Raw genomic sequence first — 18,566 nt, forward strand, 5'->3', positions numbered from 1 at the left:
GTCAGGCCAGGTAACCGCCATCAGCCATGATCGTCGCACCGTTGATGTAGTCCGCCTGATCCGACAGCAGCCAGAGCACTGCCCTGGCGATGTCCTCCGGCGTCGCAAACCGCTTCAAGGGAATCGGCGCGAGCAGCATGTCCCTATACTCGGGCGCGTGGATCACGCCGTTCGTCAGGGGCGTGTCGACAACCCCGGGCGATACCGAATTGCAGCGGATGCCCTGCTCGCCATATTCCTTGGCAATCGCCTTGGTCAGCCCGAGCACGCCGTGCTTGGCAGCCGTGTAGGCAGCCGTGCGCGGATAGCTTATGTGCGCCTGCAGCGAGGTCGTGTTGACGATCGCACCGCCACCGCTCTTCAACATCAAGGGCAATTCGGCACGCAGGCAGAAAAACACGCCATCAAGATCGACGTTCAGGACCTTGCGCCAGACGTCCAGCGGCAAGGCATGGCTTTCCGGCATTGGCGCGCCGTTCAGCACAGAAACCTCGGTAATCCCGGCATTGTTGAATGCCCCGTCGAGCTTGCCGTAGCGCTCCGCAATGGCGGCAATCATGCGCTCACAGTCGCCCGCATCGCTTACGTCGACAACCAGCGACATGGCATCCGGAAGCTCTGCGGCGACGCCCTTGGCACGCGCTTCGTTGCAATCGGCCACGACGACGCTCGCCCCGGCCGCGGCCAGCAGGCGGCATGTCGCAGCGCCGATCCCGCTCGCGCCCCCGGTCACGAGTATGACCTCCCCGCACATGTCGATGGATATGCCGCTACCGCTCATTGCCCCGCCGCCTCCCGCAGAGACGCAGGGCCTATAAGGTCACCATCGCTCCGAAGCCCACGTGTCAGTGACGCCGTCCCTGTCTCACCAAAAGCAATTCTCACGTTCCGCCTCCAAGGCACGAAACCGTGCCAACCGCTGGACGACGCCGGTCGGGTGCCCATCTCGCGAACTCCCCCGCCGTAGCGACATCGTCTTCCTGCTTCACGGACACCCCCCGGGCCGAGCCATTGCATCGGCCAAAGCCTGATCGGTCTCGCGAAGCCAGTCCGCCCTTCCTGATACAGATTACGCAAAACGTCAATCTTTGGCATTAATTTTTCGCTTTGCTCACTTTCATGATTGATCATCGCGCATTTTGTCGCCATGTACTCAAAAAAATGCAAACGCCACGCGGTGACACACACCGCCTTCGAAACACGATCTCTTGGAGGGGATGGATGAAACTTCGCGTTCTAGCGCTCGCCGGCACTGCGCTGGTCATGGTCAACCCGGGCACCAGCTTTGCTGCGGATGCTGCAACTTCAGCCGAACCGCAGGCAGAGGCCACGCAGTCGGCGGGAATCGCCGACATCGTCGTGACGGCGCGCCGCACCCAGGAGCGCCTGCAGGACGTTCCGGTCGCCGTCACCGGCTACGACCAGACCCAGCTCAAGGCTCTCGACATCAAGGGCTTCGGCGACATCGGCAAAACCGTCCCGAACCTCGACGTGCAGCGTCAGTTCGGTTCGGCCAACGCGCCGCAGTATTACCTGCGCGGCGTTTCGACCGGCACGCTCAAGTTCGAAGCCGATGCGGGCATCGGCCTCTACATCGATGGCATCTATCTCGGACGTCCGGCCGGCACGGCATTCTCGCTCGCTGATATCGAGCGCGTCGAAGTCCTGCGCGGCCCGCAAGGCACCCTGTTCGGCCGCAACTCGACCGGCGGCGCCATCAACTTCATCACCTCGGCGCCGAAGGGTGAATTCGGGGTGAAGGCAGAGGGCACCGTCGGCAACTACGATCGCTACAAGGGCCAGATCGTGGTCAATCTTCCGTCCTTCGGCCCGTTCAGCGCCCGCGTCTCCTATCTGCACGACGAGAACACCGGTTACGTCAAGAACCTGACGCCGGGTCGCACGTTCAATTTCGCCGCGCCGTTCGGCTCGATCACCTCGGCCAAGACCTTCGGCGCCGAAAACACCGATGCTGTTGCCTTCGCATTGCGCTTCCAGGACGGCAGCCTGACTGCTGACTACAAGTTCGACTATACCGACAAGGTCAGCACGCAGCTCGGCCAACAGCTCCTCGGCTACGATCCGGGTTATGCCGCAGGTGTAGGCAATCCGCCGTTCTATGCAGCGTCGCCGAGCATCTACGTGCCCGCATCGACAGTTCGCCAGAAAGCTCTTGCCCTCGACTTCACGTCACCCTCGCACATGAAGATCCAGGGCCACAGCTTCACCCTCGCTTATGAAGCAAGCGACGCCATCACGCTGAAGTCGATCACCGGCTATCGCAAGCTCGACGAATTCGTCGGCGGCAACGACATCGATGGCGGAGCCTACGTCGTCGGCGGCCTGCCGTTCACCAACATCTCATCGGTGCAGGACCGCCACCAGAAGCAGTTCACCCAGGAAGTCCAGGTGCTGGGCAAGACGGGCAATCTCGACTGGGTACTGGGCGGCTTCTACTTCCGCGAAACCGGTAGCGACAACAACCCGGTGTTTATCGGCACGCTGTTCCCGACCTTTGCCCCGCAGATCGTGCCCAAGCTGGATGCGACCACGGGCAACACCATCAATATCTTCGGCGTTCCGTCCGACTATCTTGCCGGTTCGAACGCAAAGGTCCGCAACAAGTCGATCGCCGGCTATGCCCACCTCGGCTACAAGACCGACCAGTTCGAACTGGCTGGCGGCCTTCGCTATACCAAGGATGATCGCTTCGAGAATCTTTTGGCCGGCGGCATCATCCCGATCTTCGCCCCGACCATCCAGTCGAACGTCAGCTTCGACCGCTGGGATTTCGATGCGACGGCGACCTACATCGCCAACCAGGACGTGCGCGCCTATGCTCGCTTCGCCACCGGCTATCTTTCGGGCGGCGTTCTGGGCGGCACCGTGTTCAAGCCCGAGACGGTCAACAGCTACGAAGTGGGCGTGAAGGCAGACCTGCTCGACAAGACCTTGCGGATCAACGCCGCAGGCTTCGTCACCCGGCGCAAGAACGTCCAGACGCTGAGCTTCAGCGCTGCCAGCGGCACGTTCCTGTTCTCCTCTCCCTTTGGCAACGAAGAGGGTTTCGAGGTCGAACTGACCGCCAAGCCGTCCGCGAATTTCACTTTCAACGCAAGCTACGGCTATCTGCACCAGAAGCTGGCCGCAGACCCGGTCAACGGTCCGGTCAACTCGCTCGCCCCGAAGAACACGCTGAGCGTCGGCGCGCAGTATGACAGTCCGGCGTTGAACAACGATGGCACTTACGCCAGCTTCCGCATCGACGGTTTCTTCAAGGACAAGCGTCTTTCCGATCCGATCCAGAATGCGGCGACGCTGAACCTGACCACTTTGCCCTCGCGCTTCGACATCAACGCGCGCCTGTCGTTGATGGAAATCCCGGTCGGCGGCAGCAAGGTCAACGCCTCGGTCTGGGTTCAGAACCTGACGAACAACCAGAAGCTCGACTTCGCACGCAACCTGACGACCAACGTCATCGGCGTGTTCCAGGTGCCGCGCACCTGGGGGGTCGACCTTGGCTTCGCGTTCTGATCAACGCACACATTCTCTCCCTCGGTGCGGCAGGTCAGCCTGCCGCACCACTTTTTCGAGAAGACATCGCAACCTGTCGGGAGCACAAGCGGGCATGACACTGGCAGCATCAGCTGATCGCCCGCATTGGGGCCAGGTAGCCATTGCCGCGCTGGCACAGAATTTCGCGTCCGGCTTGTGCTTCGGCAGCTTCGGCACGATGATCCTCGCGATCGAGCGCGAGTACGCAGCCTCCCGATCGCAGTCCTCGATGGCTCTGTCGCTCGCCGTGGTTTCCCTGTGCGTGACGGCGATGCTGGTGGGTCGCATCATCCATCGCGTCGATCTGCGCAACCTGCTCATTGCAGGCGCACTTACCTCGGCAGCAGGATTTGGCGCAGCCTCCGTGGCAACCGGCCCGGTCCAGCTGCTCCTGTCCTACCTCCTGCTGATCGGTCCCGGCACGGCAATGCTCGGGGTACTCCCGGCCATGACGCTGGCCACCCGCTGGGTTCCGGAGACATTGCGCGGACGCGCACTCGGAATCGTTAACATGCCGCTGCTGGTGATGATCGTTCCGCTGGTCACCGCGCCGGTGTTGACGGTCTATGGCGTGCGCACGGCGTTTCAGGCCCTTGCCCTCGCCGATCTTGCTCTCGTCCCGCTTCTGCTTGGCACACGCAACGGCACCTCGAGCGCTGGCGCGACCCAAGCCGCCAGCGTGCCTGCGCGCGCAATCCTGTCGCAGCCTGCGTTCTGGGTCCTGAGCCTTGCGGTCGGGCTGATCACCGGCGCAGGCACAATGAAGCTCGCGCATTTCATCCCGCTGCTTGTGGGCCAGGGCCGCAGCTTCGGCGAAGCGAACTCGCTGTTGGCTCTCTCGGGTGGTTCGGGTCTCTTGGGCTCGATGGCGTTCGGCTATCTGGCCGATCGCATAGGCGGCCCCCGCGCGCTCGCCGTCAACGCCGCCGTGCAGGCCGTCGTATGGACGATCTTCCTGTTCCCGGTCAGCCTGCCCATCCTGACCGTCGATGCAATTCTCGTCGGAGCCTGCGGAGGCGGGGTGCAAGGCGCGTTTGGCGTCGCCGTCGCCGCCCGCTTCGGCCCCACCGCCTTCGGCAGGGCCTTCAGCCTGTTCCAGCTCAGCACCCTGCCCTTCCTTTTTGCCATGACGCCGATCGCCAGCATGCTGTTCGAACGTACCGGCAGCTATTACCTGCCGATGGGGCTTACCGTGGGGCTGCTCGCCTTCTGCGCCGTGATCCTGCAGTTGCTGGGACGGCATCCCGCCAATCCGGAGAACCACATTGCGTAGCGCCGACTTCACCCGTCCCGGCGAGATTCACTTCCGCAACGATGCCACCGCGCCTCAGCCAGGCCCCGGCGAAGTCCTTGTCGCGGTCAGGGCCTGCGGCATCTGCGGCTCGGACCTCCACATGTTCCGCGACAATTCCTACCGCGACAAGCTCGTCCGCGAGACGCCTGAAGGCTACGCCGTCCCCGGTCACGAATTTGCCGGCGAGATCGCAGCACTGGGCGATGGCGTCGAGGGTTGGCACGTCGGAGACCGTGTTGTCGGCGTCACCGGGATGGGTGGCGGCATGGCCGATCTCGTCGCCGTCCCTGTCAACCCCTGGCAACTCGTCCGCATACCCGATGGCCTGTCCTTCGAGGAGGCCGCCACCACCGAACCCCTCGCCGACGGGTTGCAGATGGTGCGCAAGGGCGCACCCGCGGATGGCGAGAATGTGGTCGTCTTCGGCGTCGGCATCATCGGTCTCGGCGTGATCCAGTCAATCCGCGCGCGCGGGATTTCCCCGTCGCGCATCATTGCCGTGGACGTGCACGATGCGCGATTGGCCAAGGCGCTCGAAGTCGGCGCAACTCATGCCGTCAACGCTCGCGACGCAGACGTGTTCGAACTGATCGGCGAGATCTGCGGAGTCTCCGAAAGCTACGCTGGCGTTTCCTGCAACATCGCTCTCGTGTTCGATTGCGCGGGCTACATCCGCCACATGAAGGGCCCGCCGCCGCTGGAAACAGCGTTGAAGATCGTGAATCCAGGCGGCAGGATCGTGTGCTTCGGCGGCTTCGAAGGCCCCGTGACGATCGACATGAGCCCGCTGATCGAGAAGCAGCCGACAATCTTCGGCTCCAACGGCTATGCTCCTGAAGAACTCGTAGAGGCGCTCGATCTTATGAACAGCGGTCAGGTGGACCGGGCAACCCTGCTTTCGGCCAGCTTCCCGCTCGAACAGATCGCGCAGGCATTCAGCGCCCAAATGCAGCCGAACGCGGTAAAGGTGATGCTGAACGTCTGAGGGGCCCTGTCAAAGCCAACGCTCCGGTTGGAGCTGGGCAAACCAGCGGCTCGAGATCAGCCCTTGCCCTGCCGTTTGGCTTCAGACTGACAGTTCCGCGGAACGAGCTTTCCGCGGACTCCGCCCAAAGGTTGCGCCATGCCAGCGGGTGAATGCCCCGATAGAACTGTAGCCCAGCAACTCCGCAACATCTGTTATCCGCATGCGCGGGTTCGCCAGATACTGCACGGCGAGATTCATGCGAACGCTGTTGAGGAGCGTGCTGAAACTCGTTCCTTCGGCGTCGAGTGCCCGCTGGAGGGTCCGGACGGTCATGCCCAATGCGGCTGCACACCCCTGGATGCTCGCGCGGCCAGAGGGCATCAGGAGCTGGATCAACTGGCTGACGTCCTGTGCAACCGTGCGGTCGACCGGGCTCATCACCGCTTCGAGCAATTGTCGCGCATGGCGGGCAAGCTGGTCGTCGGCCTTCAGGTTGGGCCGATCGAGGTCGGCCAAGGGCAGGACAATGCCGTTGAACTCGCTCCCGAATTGCGGCCTGCAGTGAAACACGCGGCTGAAGATCGGCAGCTCTGCCGCTGGGGGAGCCTCGTGCGTAAAGCAGACCATGCTCGGAGCCCACAGATCGCCCAGGACGCTGCTGCACAGTCGCGCCAGCACGCCAAGCGCCAGATCGTTTGACTGGCGCGATGGTTCCGGACGGCGAAGCTGGAAGTCCTCGCGCAGGATCACGTCCCCTTCGTGCTCTTCGAAATGGAGCACCAGCGTCGAATTGATGCGCGAACGGAATTCGGCCAAGGCGGAGAGGGCATGGCGCAGCGTGGGCTGGTGGGCGATCAGCAGGCTCGTCGCACCAAGGTTCGCCAGCGATCGGCACTCGGCCATGCGCAGCCCCCCGTCGCGCCGCTTGCTGTGGCGTCGAATGGGAAAACAATGTCATGAAATGTGAAAAAGGCAAGCGCGAGCCGCACTAACTCAAGGGCAACTGCAAAGGGCAGACGCATTGGGGAGAGACATCGCGATGGCCAAGGCTGTCCGCTTTTACGAAACCGGTGGACCCGAAGTCCTCAAGCTTGAGGATGTCCATGTCGGCGAGCCGGGGCCGGGCGAGGTCCGCATCCGCCACGCGGCGGTCGGGTGCAACTTTGCCGATACCTACTTCCGCTCGGGCTACTATCCGGTGCAGCCCCCCTGCGGCATCGGCGTCGAAGGCGCCGGCACGATCGTCGCTCTCGGCGCTGGCGTTACCGGCTTCGCTGTCGGTGATCGCGTTGCCTACAACGGCAGTCCGCTCGGCGCCTACAGCACCGAGCGCGTGATGCCGGCAGCCCCGCTGTTCAAGCTGCCCGACACGATCACCTTCGAGCAAGCCGCCGCCTCGACCATGCGCGGCCTTTCGGCAACCTACTGGCTGGTCAAGGCCAACCCCTCGATCAAGGCGGGCAACACGATCCTGCTTCATGCCGCAGCAGGCGGCGTCGGTCTCCTCGCAGTCCAGCTCGCCAAGCTGCTCGGCCTGCGGGTGATTGGCACTGTATCGAGCGAGGAGAAGGCCGAAAAGGCCCGCGCCATGGGCTGCGACGAAATCATCTTCTACCGCCGCGAGGACGTGGCCGCGCGGGTCAGGGAGCTGACCGATGGCCAGGGCGTCAGCACCGTGTTCGACAGCGTCGGCAAGGACACGTTCGAAGGTTCGCTCAAGTCGCTGAAGCGGCGCGGCGTGCTGGTCGGATGCGGCACGGCGTCAGGCCCCTTCCCGCCGATCGATGCCTTCCAGATGATGCTGCAGGGCTCGGTTTACTTCACCCGCCCCGCCTTCGCCGACTACTACGCCGATCCCGCCGAGCGCGCCGAACTGGCAGCGCTGTGGTTCGGCCACCTCGCCGCCGGGCGGATCAATGTCGAGATCGGCCAGCGCTATGGCCTCGCCGATTGCGTCGAGGCGCACCGCGACCTTGAAGCCGGCCGCACCATCGGCTCGTCGATCTTCGTGGTCTGAGGAGAACATCCGTGCGGATCGAGAAGCTTACCACCCATATCGGTGCCGAACTGGTCGGCGTGAACCTTGCCGACGCGGTCCATGACGACGCCCTGTTCCGCGTGATCCGCGTGGCGCTGCTCGAACACAAGGTCCTGTTCCTGCGCGATCAGGATTTCGACCGTGCTACCCATGTCGCCTTTGCCGAGCGTTTCGGGTCGCTCGAGGACCACCCGGTGGCCGGGAGCGATCCCGACCACCCCGGTCTGGTCAGGATCTACAAGGACGAGAATTCGCCGCCCGACTTCTACGAAAACGCCTGGCACTGCGACGTTACCTGGCGCGAAGCCCCGCCCCTGGGCTGCGTGCTGCGCTGCGTGGCCTGCCCGCCCGTAGGTGGCGACACGATGTGGGCGAACATGGCCAAGGCCTATGACGATCTGCCCGCCCACGTGAAGCAGACCATCGCCCCGCTCAAGGCACGCCACTCGATCGAGGCATCCTTCGGCGCGCGCATGACCGAGGCGGAGCGGCATGCCCTGAAGGCACGCTTCCCCGATGCCGAGCACCCGGTGGTCCGCACCCATCCCGAAACGGGCGAGAAGGTGCTGTTCGTCAACGGCTTCACCACCCACTTCACCAATTACCACACGGCGGAGAACGTCCGCTACGGGCAGGACTACGCCCCCGGCGGTGCCAACCTGCTGCAGTACCTGATCAGGCGCGCGAGCATTCCGGAATACCAAGTGCGCTGGCGCTGGCAGCCCAATTCGGTCGCGATCTGGGACAATCGTTCCACCCAGCACTACGCGCCCACGGTGCGCCGCATGGAACGCGCCGGGATCATCGGCGACCGCCCCTTCTGAACCCTCATCAACGACAAGAATTCCAAGGAGAGATCCGATGCAGTTCCTCGACGACTCCCTGCTCCCCCGCAATCAGGAAAAGCTGGTCATCACCGTGGCACCCTATGGCCCGGAATGGACGCCCGAGGACTTCCTCGAGGACATTCCGGTGACGATGGACGAGCAGGTCCAGAAGGCGGTCGATTGCTACAATGCCGGCGCTACCGTCCTCCACCTGCACTGCCGCGAGCCCGACGGCCACGGCTCGAAGCGCCTGTCGATGTTCAACGAGATGATCGGCAAGATCCGTGACGCCTTGCCCGAGATGATCATCCAGGTCGGCGGCTCGATCTCCTTCGCGCCCGAAAGCGAGGAAGAAGGCGCCGAGGCCAAGTGGCTGTCGGACGAGGTCCGCCACATGCTCGCCGAACTCACGCCCGCCCCCGAACAGGTCACCATCGCCGTCAACACGACACAGATGAACATCATGGACCTGATGCACGAGGAGGAATACGCGCAGACCTCCATCGCCAATCCGGCGCTCTACCACGCCTATCGCGAGATGGTCGTGCCCGCAGGTCCGCAGTGGGTGGAAGAGCACCTGCGCCGCCTGACCGGCGCGGGCATCCAGCCCCACTTCCAGCTGACCTGCATGCCCGACATGGAAACGGTCGAGCGCCTGATCCGTCGCGGGCACTACAAGGGGCCACTCAACCTCACCTGGGTCGGCATCGGCGGCGGTTTTGACGGGCCGAACCCTGCAAACTTCATGGAGTTCATCCGCCGCGCGCCCGATGGCTCGACCGTGACGCTCGAAAGCGTGATGGGCAACGTCCTGCCGATCAACACCATCGCCATCGCGCTCGGTATGCATGCCCGTTGCGGCATCGAGGACACGATCTACGATCCGCACGGCAACAAGATGGGTTCGGTCGCACAGGTCGAACAGCTTGTCCGCATCAGCCGCGAACTCGGCCGCGAAGTGGCCAACGGTGACGAGGCACGCGCGATCTACAAGATCGGCACGCAGTACAACTCGACCGAGGAAACGCTCGCCCGTCTCGGCATGGCGCCCAATCGCGAACGCGGCCAGCTCGCCGTGCCGATCCGCGAAGTCGCATGACGAAGACAGTCCTCTTCGTTCCGGGCCTTCGCGACCACGTGGAGGACCACTGGCAGACGCACGCGGCACGGGCCATTCCGGGCTCGGTCACGGTTGAGCCGCTGACCGAAGACCGTCTGAGCCTTGCCGCGCGCATCGCCGCACTCGATGCCGCACTCAACGCGATCGAGGGCGAAGTGGTGATCGCTGCTCACAGCGCCGGGTGCCTGATGGTGGCGGCATGGGCACGTAACCCGACGCGCGCAGTGCGCGGCGCGCTGCTGGCAACGCCCGCCGATGTCGAGAACCCGCTGCCACCGGGCTATCCCTCGCTGGAGGACCTGACCGCCCATGGCTGGTGCCCGATCTCCCGCGAACGCCTGCCGTTCCCGGCCATCGTCGTGGCCAGCAACAACGATCCGCTGGGGCCTTTCGACCGCGTGGCTGAACTGGCGCATAGCTGGGGCGCTCGGCTCCACGATGCGGGCGATGTCGGGCATCTCAATCCGCCCGCAGGGCGCTGCTGGCAGCGATCGTCCTGACGATCCTGCATCTCCACCTCGTGTGACACGAAATGCAAAATCGCTGTCGTCTATTGTGAAATATCGCGCAGGTCTCCCGGCTAACAGGGCGACAACAAAGGAAGTTTGGGGAGGATACTGAAATGACCACTGGACACCTGCGCCTTTGCGCCAGCGCGCTTGCCATCCTTGCTTCGGGCACGACCATCGCCCACGCGCAGGACAGCGCCGCAGACACCGCCAGCGCAGCACCTGCCAACGGCGAAATCATCGTGACCGCACAGAAGCGCGCCGAAAGCGTGCAGAGCGTGCCGATCTCGATCGCCGCCTTCAGCGGTGCCAGCCTCGACAAGCAGAACGTCGTGACCGTGCTCGATCTCGGCAAGGTGGCGACCAACTTCCAGACCGTGCGCTCGTCCAACATCGGCTCGACCCGCATCGGCATCCGCGGCGTCGGCTCGCTCGCCAACACCCTGATCGAACCCAGCGTCGCGGTCTTCGTCGACGGCGTATACGTGCCGCGCTCGCGCTCGGTGCTCGGCGCGTTCCTCGACATCGAGGGCGTCGAAGTGCTGCGCGGGCCGCAGGGCACGCTGTTCGGCCGCAACGCCAGCGTCGGCGCGCTCTCGCTGCGCAGCGCTCTGCCCAAGGGCGAGTTCAGCGGCGAAGTCAGCGGCGAGGTCGGCTCGTTCGACCGCTACAAGATCGCCGGCAACGTCAACCTGCCGCTGACCGAGAACGTCGCCCTGCGCGTCGCCGGCATGGGCCAGTGGTTCAAAGGCCCGTGGTTCAACAAGCTCGACGGCAAGCACTACGGCGGCTCGGACGACGTCTCGTTCCGCGGCACGCTCAAGGCCGACCTCGGCAATGTCGAATGGATCCTGCGCGGCGACTACACCCGCCTCGATGGCGATGGCGTGGCCAATTTCGACTTCGATCCCGCATCGGTAAGCCCCGCCCGTCTCGCCTTCATCCAGGCCGCGTTCAATGGCGGGCCTGATACCAACCTCAACGACCGCGTGATGAACCAGTCGATGGCGACAGGCCTGATCGACGAGAACTGGGGCGTCTCCAGCACCGCCTCGCTCGACCTCGCGGGCGGCAGCACCCTCAAGCTGATCAACAGCTACCGCGTCTGGACCAACGACCAACTCGATGGCGACATCGTCTACTTCCCGGTCAGTCTCGCCTCGCGCCGGAGCCTGTTCGATTCCAAGAGCCAGAACCACGAACTGCAGTTCATCTCGCCCGAGAAGGAATGGCTCGGCGGCAAGTTCGACATGGTGGCGGGCGTCTACTACTTCGAGGAAGACTTCGCGCTTGCCGAAGAGCTCAACATGGGCACCGCTTTCTGCGGCGTGCTCGTCCCGGCTGGCCCTGCTCGCACCGCTTGCGCCAACTGCTACGCCGTGAACAACGGCGTTGCAGCCACCGACCAGGACGTCTTCCAGAACGTCAAGAGCTTCGCCGCCTACGGTCAGGGCAATCTGCACCTTGCGCCAGCAGGGCGTTGAAATGGACCTGACCATCGCGCCCAGCCGTGACTTCTCGGTCTCCGGCTCGGTCGCCTACCTCGACTCCAAGTTCACCGACTTCAAGACGGCCTCGAACCTGCCCGGCCTGCCCGGTACGCAGGACCTGACCGGCAAGCCCAACACCTTCTCGCCGAAGTGGTCGGGCAACGTCGCGGTCGACTGGGGCACAGACCTCGGCCAGAGCGGGATGCGCCTCGCGGTCAACGGCACGATGTCCTTCATCTCCAGCCAGTTCGTCGGCACGGTCAACGACAACAACCCGCAGTCGCTGGCCGCGCCCTATGCGCTGCTGGGCGGACGCATCTCGCTGAGCGGCAACGACGATCGCTGGACCCTCTCGGTCTTCGCCCGCAACCTCGCCAACAAGCACTACCGCCCGCTGACGGTGTACCAGCCGCTCGGCGCCGCGCTTGGCCTCAACAACACGGTTTTCCCGGGCAGCACCGCAAACCGCGTCTCGGCCAGCGAACCGCGCATGTTCGGAGCGGCTGCGACGTATCGGTTCTGAACCGGGCCAACTGCGTCTGCAGGTTGTTCAGGGAAGCCTCCCGGCCATTGCGGTCGGGGGGCTTCGCCAATTCTCCAGAACCGGGACATCGGCAACGGCGGCCGATCTTCTGGGATGACACGTGCCGGCAAGGCGCGAGTAATATGTCCTGACCCTAGAGCAGCGTCTGCATCATGCGCAGGCTGTCGGCCTTGTGTCCGGTAATGATCTCGAACGCGCGCGCGGCCTGGCCCACGACCATGCCGACCCCATTGATGGCCGGGCAGCCCTTTTCCCGTGCGACCCGAAGAAGCTCGGTCTCCGGCGGGAAATAGATGATATCGGCAACCCAGTGCGAGGGTTGCAGCAGCGCTGCAGCGATCGGCATGCCGGGCTTGCCGTTCATGCCGATGGGCGTCGCGTTGACGATGCCGTCGACATCGCGGGTATCGACTTCGCCGGGATGGCGGACCGATACTGCGGCATCGGGATAACGAACGGCGAGATCGTCTCTCAAACGCGCTGCGCGGCGCTCGTCCACATCGACCAGATCGAGCCTGCGCACACCCAGCGAAAGCAAGGCATTGGCAACCGCAGCGCCGGCACCACCAGCGCCCAGCTGGACCACACGATCGATTCCGGCACCAGGCAAGCCATCAAGGAACGAGCCGCGAAAGCCCGCCATGTCGGTGTTGTAACCGATCAGCCGTCCCTCGGTAACCGCAACGGTATTGACTGCTCCTACCGCCAACGCACTCTCATCCAGCGCGTCCAGCAGGGGAACGACTGTCTGCTTGAACGGATAAGTGACGTTGAACCCGCTGAAGCCTTCAGCAACCATTCTCGCCAGCACGGCGGCGAGATCTTCGTCGGCCCAGCCCCGGTCGGAAAAGTCGAAAAGTTCATAGCGCAGCTCCAGGCCCAGCGCTTGCGCTTCCTTCTCGTGCAACTCGGGCGACCGGGATGCGAGAATGGAGCGTCCGAGTAGACCTGAGCGGATCATTCGTTCCTGCTTCAAAAGATCCCGACGCCGCCCGAGGGCAGCGCCGGGACATAGGGTGGATCAGAAGTTGGCCTTGAAGCCCATGTAGAACGAGCGGCCGACTGGATCATAGAGCGCAACGTCAGTACCGTTCTGCGAGCTGCTGACGAATGGCAGACCGCGATCGAACAGGTTGTTGACGCCTGCGCGCAGTTCGAACGACTTGGCGACCTTCACCGAACCGAACAGGTCCCACAACGAATAGGCACCCACACCGACCTGCGCCGTGGCAGGCGTCAGGACCGAGGTCGTGTCCTTCATCGCGCTCTGGTAGCGCCAGCGCATGCCCAGCGTCGCAGCGTCGGAGCGGTAGCCGAACGAGGTCAGCGCCTTCCACTTCGGGGTGGCGCGCGGCGGCAGGCTGCTGACGCCGGCCGCGCCGTTGCTGATGCCGGTGTAATCCAGTGTTGCCGCTCCGGGCAGGAGCTGCAGCTTGTAACTGTGCAGCCAGCCGATCGCCTCGTTCAGGAACAGGCGTCCGCTCTCGTCGCCGAGGAAACGCGCCGGGACCGTCCAGTTGAGCTGCGCCTCGACGCCATCGGTCTTGACCGAACCGAGGTTCAGATAAGGCGTGGCAACGGTGGTGAGCTGGCCGCCAGCATCGCGCACCAGCAGGCCGCAGTAAAGGTTGTTCTTGTCGTAGCTCGGGTTCGAACCGTCGAGGTTGAAGCACTTCGACAGCACGGTCAGGCCCGGCACGGTCGAGATCACGTTCTTGACCGCGATGTTGTAGTAATCGACCGAAAGCGTGAGGTCGGCGAAGAGGCCGCTCTGCGCAGGCGAATTGATCACCAGACCGATATTGTAGGTATCGGCGCGCTCGGGCGTCAGGTTGGTGTTGCCCGAAACCAGCTGGCCGGTCGCGGTGGTCGGGAAGGTGTAGCTCGAAATCGCGGCCTGCGGGATGCCCTGCGCCACGCAGAGTGCGGCAACTTGCGCGCCATTCGCACCGGTGCGCGCGGTCGAGCGCACGTCGCACGGATCGCCCAGTGCGCCCGGAGGGGTGCCGATCACTAGCTGCGTGCCGGTCTGCGGCGAGAACAATTCGCCGATGTTCGGAGCACGCACGGCGCGCTGGTAGCTGCCGCGCAGCAGGATCTGGTCAACCGGCTTCCAGCGGGCGTCCAACTCGTAGCTGGTCACGCCACCGGTCACCGAGTAGTCCGAATAGCGGATCGCGCCACCGATGCCGAGCTCGCGCACGAAGGGCTTGTCGGCCAGAAGCGGCACGTCGACCTGGGCGGCGAATTCCTTGACGCTGATGCGGCCCGAGGCAGGCTGCGAAGCGATCACCGCCTCGATGTTCTGCGTGCGCAGGTCGCTGTCGGGAGTGTAGCGGAAGGTATTCTTGCGGTAGCCTGCCACCAGCGCGATCTGTGCAGGACCAGCCCCCAGATCGAACAGCTTGCCGTTGACCTGCAGCTGCGCCTGGGTCTGCTGCAGCTTCTCCTGCGAAAACGCGGTCTTGGTGATGTAGTCGACGCAGGCTTGGGACAATGAGCGGGCATTGGCATCGCCGAACGGATTGAAGCCGCCCGCACAGATCGATGCCCCGCCATCGGCCGCGTTGAGCAGCGTCTGGACGCGGCTCTTGACCACGGCGTCGTTGAGCTGCTGGTCGTGGACCGACTGGTCGTAGGCGCCCCACAGGTCGAATGACCAGCCACTGGCGATATCGCCCTTCACGCCGGCCATGTACTGCTGGACGGTGTAGTTCTCGTCCCAGTTCTTGTAGGGTACGCCAACGTAGCGGCCGTTCCAGGTGAACGGAGCGTTGGGATTGGGACGCGACGCCAGGATCGTGCGCAGGTCCTGCGGGATGAACGGATTGCTGACCGGAACGCTGGTCAGCGTGCCGAACTGCGTCAGGCTGCCGCCCGAAGCGGTCTTCACCGTCAGGTCGACGTACATGAACTGGCCGTAGGCGGTCAGCGAGGGCGTCAGGTCGTAGTCTGCCTTCATGAAGGCGGTCTTGCGCTCGAGCCCGTTGGCGAAATCGACCTGCTGGCCGACCGGCATGCGCACGTTGCTGCCGACGACCAGATAACCGTTGGTGCCGTTCGCGCCCTTGTAGTTGCGCGCGCCGGTCTGGGTGAACAGCGTCCCGTCGTTGTTGAAGCCGAGGTTCAGCAGGTTCACGTTGCCCGGCAGGCCACTGATGCCATAGCCACCGAAGACACCCGTAAGTGCATCGACCGTCGGGGCGTTGGTGGCGCTGGGCACGAAGGTGCCGGTGCCGATGAACGACGACGGCGTCTTGTCGAAGAAGAAGTCGCGGCTGCTGCCGTTGATCGAATCCTGCTTGGCATAGCTGAATGCCGCGATCACATGGCCGCGATCCTGGGCAAAGCCGCTGCCGAAGGCGAGCGAGCCGTTGAACTTGTAGCCGTCGCCCTTTTCGCTGATCGAGTTCTGCATGTCGACGCGCACGCCGTCGAAAGCGCGCAGGGTCTTGAAGTTGACCACGCCCGAGATTGCGTCCGAACCGTAGATCGCCGATGCGCCGCCGGTGATCACGTCCACACCGCCCATGATGGAATCGGGCAGGATGTTGATGTCGACGTTGCCGTTGATGTCCGACAGCGGCAGGCGCTTGCCATCAAGCAGCACGAGGTTGCGGTTGGTGCCGAGGCCATGAAGATTGACCGAGGCGCGGCCGCCGGTGCCCTGCCCGCCGGTGTTGGCATTGCCTGCGGTGGTGAAGCTCGGGAACTGGTTGAGCGCGTCCTGCAGGTTGACCTGGCCGGTCTCCTTGAGCGCGGTCTCGCTCACCGAAACGATCGGGCTGACGGCAGTGTTGTTCGGGCGCTGGATCAGCGAGCCGGTTACGATGATTTCCTTGGTATCGACCGGCGCTTCCGCAGCCTGATCCGACGCTGAGTCCTGAGCCGCATCCTGAGCGAGCGCGGGCGCGGAGAGCGCGGCAGCAACAGTCAGCAGGGACGCGGAAAACGCAAGGCGAGTGCCCCTCAAAGTCATGGTCATCCTCCTCCAGGGGCGGCTGGATTCGCCGCCCTTCACCGGGGGTTCATTTATGTGACGAACTAGTCCCTGTCAAACAACTTGTGACTGGTTAGTTACACTTTGTATCGCTCGACCAGGAACGCCGCGGCTGCGCAGATCAGCAACGGTACGCAATAGGCTGCAAAGAGAGCGGGCAGCGGCGCATTGGCGGCCATGAGATAGCCGCCGAGCATCGGTCCAATCACAGCGCCACCGCGGCCCACGCCGATGGCCCAGCCCACGCCGGTGGCACGCACTTCGCCCGGATAGGCGCCCGCCGCGATCGGCCAGACACCGTTGTAGCCACCCTGTAGCAGCACCCCGATCAGGAAGGCGACGACCAGCGTCAGCCACACCGGCATCGCGATGGACCCGAACAAGACCATCGCCACGCCCGCGCCGGTCAGCATCGTCGGAACCAGCTTTCCAAGCGGCACGCGCAGGGCAAGGACGCTCATCGCCATCGTCCCGACGAACGCGCCGAGGTTGTAGAGAGCGCCCGCGTAAATGCCGTTGGTTTCCGACAGGCCCGCAGCGATCGACAGCTTCGGAATCCAGCTGACGATGAAATAGAGCACCATCAGCCCGAAGAACACCGCGGACCACAGCGCAATGGTCCGCGCGCGCAGTTGTGGAGCGAACAACTGGCCCACTTTCCCTGCAGCTTTGGCCCCTTCCGCCGCCGTCGGTCTTCCGTGCGGCAGGACCAGCCACGCCACCGGAAGCAGGATCAAGGTCAGCAGCGCCGCCCCGAGCAGCATCGACTGCCAGCCATGGATCGGCAGTGCGTGCGCCACGATCAGACCGGTGAACACGGCTGCGAACGGGTAACCAGCCTGGACGACACCCACTGCCAGATTGCGTTGCGCGGGCGGCGCACTTTCGGCTGCCAGAGCAGCCATCGCCGCGAGCACTGTGCCGATGCCCGAGCCGACGATCACGCGCATCGCGAACAGCACTGGCACGCTGCCCGCAAAGCTGCTGGCAAACATCCCCACCGACATCAGGCATAACGCCGCAAGGATCACCGCGCGCCTCCCCAGCCGGTCGGCCAGTGGCGCAATGAACATGCCGCCGATCGCCATGCCGATCAGTCCTGCGCTGAAGAGGTTGCCCATAGTGGCCGAGCCGATGTCCCATTCCGCCTGCAGGCGCGGCGCGATGAACGACAGGATCGTGACGTCTACGCCATCAGCCATGTTGATCGCAAAGCACAGCGCAACGATACCAAGCCCCTTGCGCGTCCACTCAGCGGGACCCTCGGCAATCGAGCCGGGTGCGGGAAGTGCCATTCGTCCTCTCCTTTAGGCGCAAGGCAGACGTCCGGCCGATCCATGGGCGAGCAGCAGCGTGCCGCCGACCCGGTCAGTCCTTCTTCGTCACCCAGGCCAGAATGATGTCCGCCACCTGCCCGGCCCGGCGCTCGATCGCTTCGGGGCTGGTCATGTCCACCCCGAAGTTGTGCGCGAAGGTGAACTGGTTGGAGACGTTGTAGAAACTCAATGCAGTAAGGTTCAGGTGCAGGTCGACCGGGTCGATGCCGTCGCGAAACGTCCCCTCTGCCTGCCCCCTTGCGATAATGCTCTCGAGTATGCCGATCACCTTGCGGTTGCCCTGCGGCAGTCCCTCGATCTGCTTGAGATGTTCGGCGCGGTGGATGTTCTCGTTCATCACCAGCCGCACCAGCTCGGGGTGACGCGCGTGGTAGCGCACGTCATGCTCGATCAGGCGGCGCAGCGCATCGGCCGCACTGCCGCTTGCGATGTCGACTTCCGCCTCGCTCTCGCGCACGCGAGCGTAGGCCCGCTGCAGCACTGCGCGGTACAGTTCGTCCTTGCCTTCGAAATAGTAGTAGATCTTGCGCTTGGTCGCCTTGCCCGCGATCTCGTCGATCCGCGCGCCGGCCAGCCCCTTCTCCACGAACTCGTTGGTCGCGATGTCGATGATCTGGTTGATCGCCTGCTCGCGGCTTTCGGCCCGGCTTCGGCGCGCGGGCTTTGCTGCAGATGCCGTCTCCGGCCCGGAAGTGTCAGACAAGGTCGCAATCTCCGCAACTGGCACGACGGTCCGCCGCTCCACCAGAAGCGCACTCCCCGTCAGGTTCGGTCCTAGCGCCTTTTCTCCGTGCGGTCTGCCCGCGTGACAGGACGAAGACGGGTTTTCCCCGCCCATCGCCGCCACTCCGGCCACCGCATCGGAATTACCCTTCACAATCCTCC

The 18,566-nt window shown here is 64.2% G+C and carries 15 protein-coding genes; 9 read left to right on the forward strand and 6 right to left on the reverse strand.

Annotated elements, in window-relative coordinates; genetic code table 11:
- Position 1: 1 nt before the first annotated feature.
- On the reverse strand, positions 2 to 781 hold the full coding sequence (locus I2488_RS14890) for an SDR family NAD(P)-dependent oxidoreductase (protein ID WP_214652404.1): 780 nt from the start codon (positions 779 to 781) through the stop codon (positions 2 to 4).
- Between the two features lie 440 nt (positions 782 to 1,221).
- Between I2488_RS14890 and I2488_RS14895 the strand changes: the two genes are divergently transcribed.
- The 3 genes from I2488_RS14895 to I2488_RS14905 all read left to right on the forward strand — a co-directional run bounded on the left by I2488_RS14895 (position 1,222) and on the right by I2488_RS14905 (position 5,834).
- Positions 1,222 to 3,534: a TonB-dependent receptor gene (locus tag I2488_RS14895; RefSeq protein WP_196276609.1), complete on the forward strand. Its 2,313-nt coding sequence runs from the start codon at positions 1,222 to 1,224 to the stop codon at positions 3,532 to 3,534.
- A gap of 94 nt (positions 3,535 to 3,628) precedes the next feature.
- Positions 3,629 to 4,828, forward strand: coding sequence for an MFS transporter (locus I2488_RS14900; RefSeq protein WP_196276610.1), 1,200 nt, complete (start codon positions 3,629 to 3,631; stop codon positions 4,826 to 4,828).
- On the forward strand, positions 4,821 to 5,834 hold the full coding sequence (locus tag I2488_RS14905; RefSeq protein WP_196276611.1) for a zinc-dependent alcohol dehydrogenase: 1,014 nt from the start codon (positions 4,821 to 4,823) through the stop codon (positions 5,832 to 5,834). Before I2488_RS14900 ends, I2488_RS14905 begins: the two co-directional genes overlap by 8 nt.
- Before the next feature lie 81 nt (positions 5,835 to 5,915).
- On the opposite strand, the gene I2488_RS19820 is transcribed toward I2488_RS14905, so the two are convergent.
- Complete coding sequence (locus I2488_RS19820) at positions 5,916 to 6,758, reverse strand: AraC family transcriptional regulator (protein ID WP_343071089.1); 843 nt, start codon at positions 6,756 to 6,758, stop codon at positions 5,916 to 5,918.
- Positions 6,759 to 6,855: 97 nt separating this feature from the next.
- Here I2488_RS19820 and I2488_RS14915 point away from each other — a divergent pair, with 97 nt between their 5' ends.
- The 6 genes from I2488_RS14915 to I2488_RS14940 all read left to right on the forward strand — a co-directional run bounded on the left by I2488_RS14915 (position 6,856) and on the right by I2488_RS14940 (position 12,323).
- Entirely contained in the window at positions 6,856 to 7,833 is a 978-nt protein-coding gene (locus I2488_RS14915; protein WP_196276613.1) for a quinone oxidoreductase family protein, read from the forward strand.
- A gap of 11 nt (positions 7,834 to 7,844) precedes the next feature.
- Positions 7,845 to 8,678 (forward strand): TauD/TfdA family dioxygenase, encoded by an 834-nt coding sequence (locus I2488_RS14920; RefSeq protein ID WP_196276614.1) that lies wholly within the window; start codon positions 7,845 to 7,847, stop codon positions 8,676 to 8,678.
- 37 nt (positions 8,679 to 8,715) lie between these two features.
- Entirely contained in the window at positions 8,716 to 9,780 is a 1,065-nt protein-coding gene (locus tag I2488_RS14925; RefSeq protein ID WP_196276615.1) for a beta-keto acid cleavage family enzyme, read from the forward strand.
- Positions 9,777 to 10,301: an RBBP9/YdeN family alpha/beta hydrolase gene (locus I2488_RS14930; RefSeq protein WP_196276616.1), complete on the forward strand. Its 525-nt coding sequence runs from the start codon at positions 9,777 to 9,779 to the stop codon at positions 10,299 to 10,301. Before I2488_RS14925 ends, I2488_RS14930 begins: the two co-directional genes overlap by 4 nt.
- A 122-nt stretch (positions 10,302 to 10,423) precedes the next feature.
- The gene (locus I2488_RS14935) at positions 10,424 to 11,794 is read left to right on the forward strand and encodes a TonB-dependent receptor (RefSeq protein WP_196276617.1); all 1,371 of its coding nucleotides are present in this window, start codon (positions 10,424 to 10,426) and stop codon (positions 11,792 to 11,794) included.
- 1 nt (position 11,795) lies between these two features.
- Positions 11,796 to 12,323, forward strand: coding sequence for a TonB-dependent receptor domain-containing protein (locus I2488_RS14940; RefSeq protein ID WP_196276618.1), 528 nt, complete (start codon positions 11,796 to 11,798; stop codon positions 12,321 to 12,323).
- Positions 12,324 to 12,477: 154 nt separating this feature from the next.
- On the opposite strand, the gene I2488_RS14945 is transcribed toward I2488_RS14940, so the two are convergent.
- The 4 genes from I2488_RS14945 to I2488_RS14960 all read right to left on the reverse strand — a co-directional run bounded on the left by I2488_RS14945 (position 12,478) and on the right by I2488_RS14960 (position 18,384).
- On the reverse strand, positions 12,478 to 13,305 hold the full coding sequence (locus tag I2488_RS14945) for a shikimate dehydrogenase (protein WP_196276619.1): 828 nt from the start codon (positions 13,303 to 13,305) through the stop codon (positions 12,478 to 12,480).
- Positions 13,306 to 13,365: 60 nt separating this feature from the next.
- A complete protein-coding gene (locus tag I2488_RS14950; protein WP_246465692.1) occupies positions 13,366 to 16,323 on the reverse strand; it encodes a TonB-dependent receptor domain-containing protein in 2,958 nt (985 codons plus the stop codon).
- Positions 16,324 to 16,421: 98 nt separating this feature from the next.
- Complete coding sequence (locus I2488_RS14955) at positions 16,422 to 17,639, reverse strand: MFS transporter (protein WP_196276621.1); 1,218 nt, start codon at positions 17,637 to 17,639, stop codon at positions 16,422 to 16,424.
- Positions 17,640 to 17,712: 73 nt separating this feature from the next.
- The gene (locus I2488_RS14960) at positions 17,713 to 18,384 is read right to left on the reverse strand and encodes a TetR/AcrR family transcriptional regulator (RefSeq protein ID WP_246465693.1); all 672 of its coding nucleotides are present in this window, start codon (positions 18,382 to 18,384) and stop codon (positions 17,713 to 17,715) included.
- Positions 18,385 to 18,566 lie beyond the last annotated feature (182 nt).

The sequence above is a fragment of the Novosphingobium jiangmenense genome, from assembly GCF_015694345.1.
Lineage (GTDB): Bacteria > Pseudomonadota > Alphaproteobacteria > Sphingomonadales > Sphingomonadaceae > Novosphingobium > Novosphingobium jiangmenense.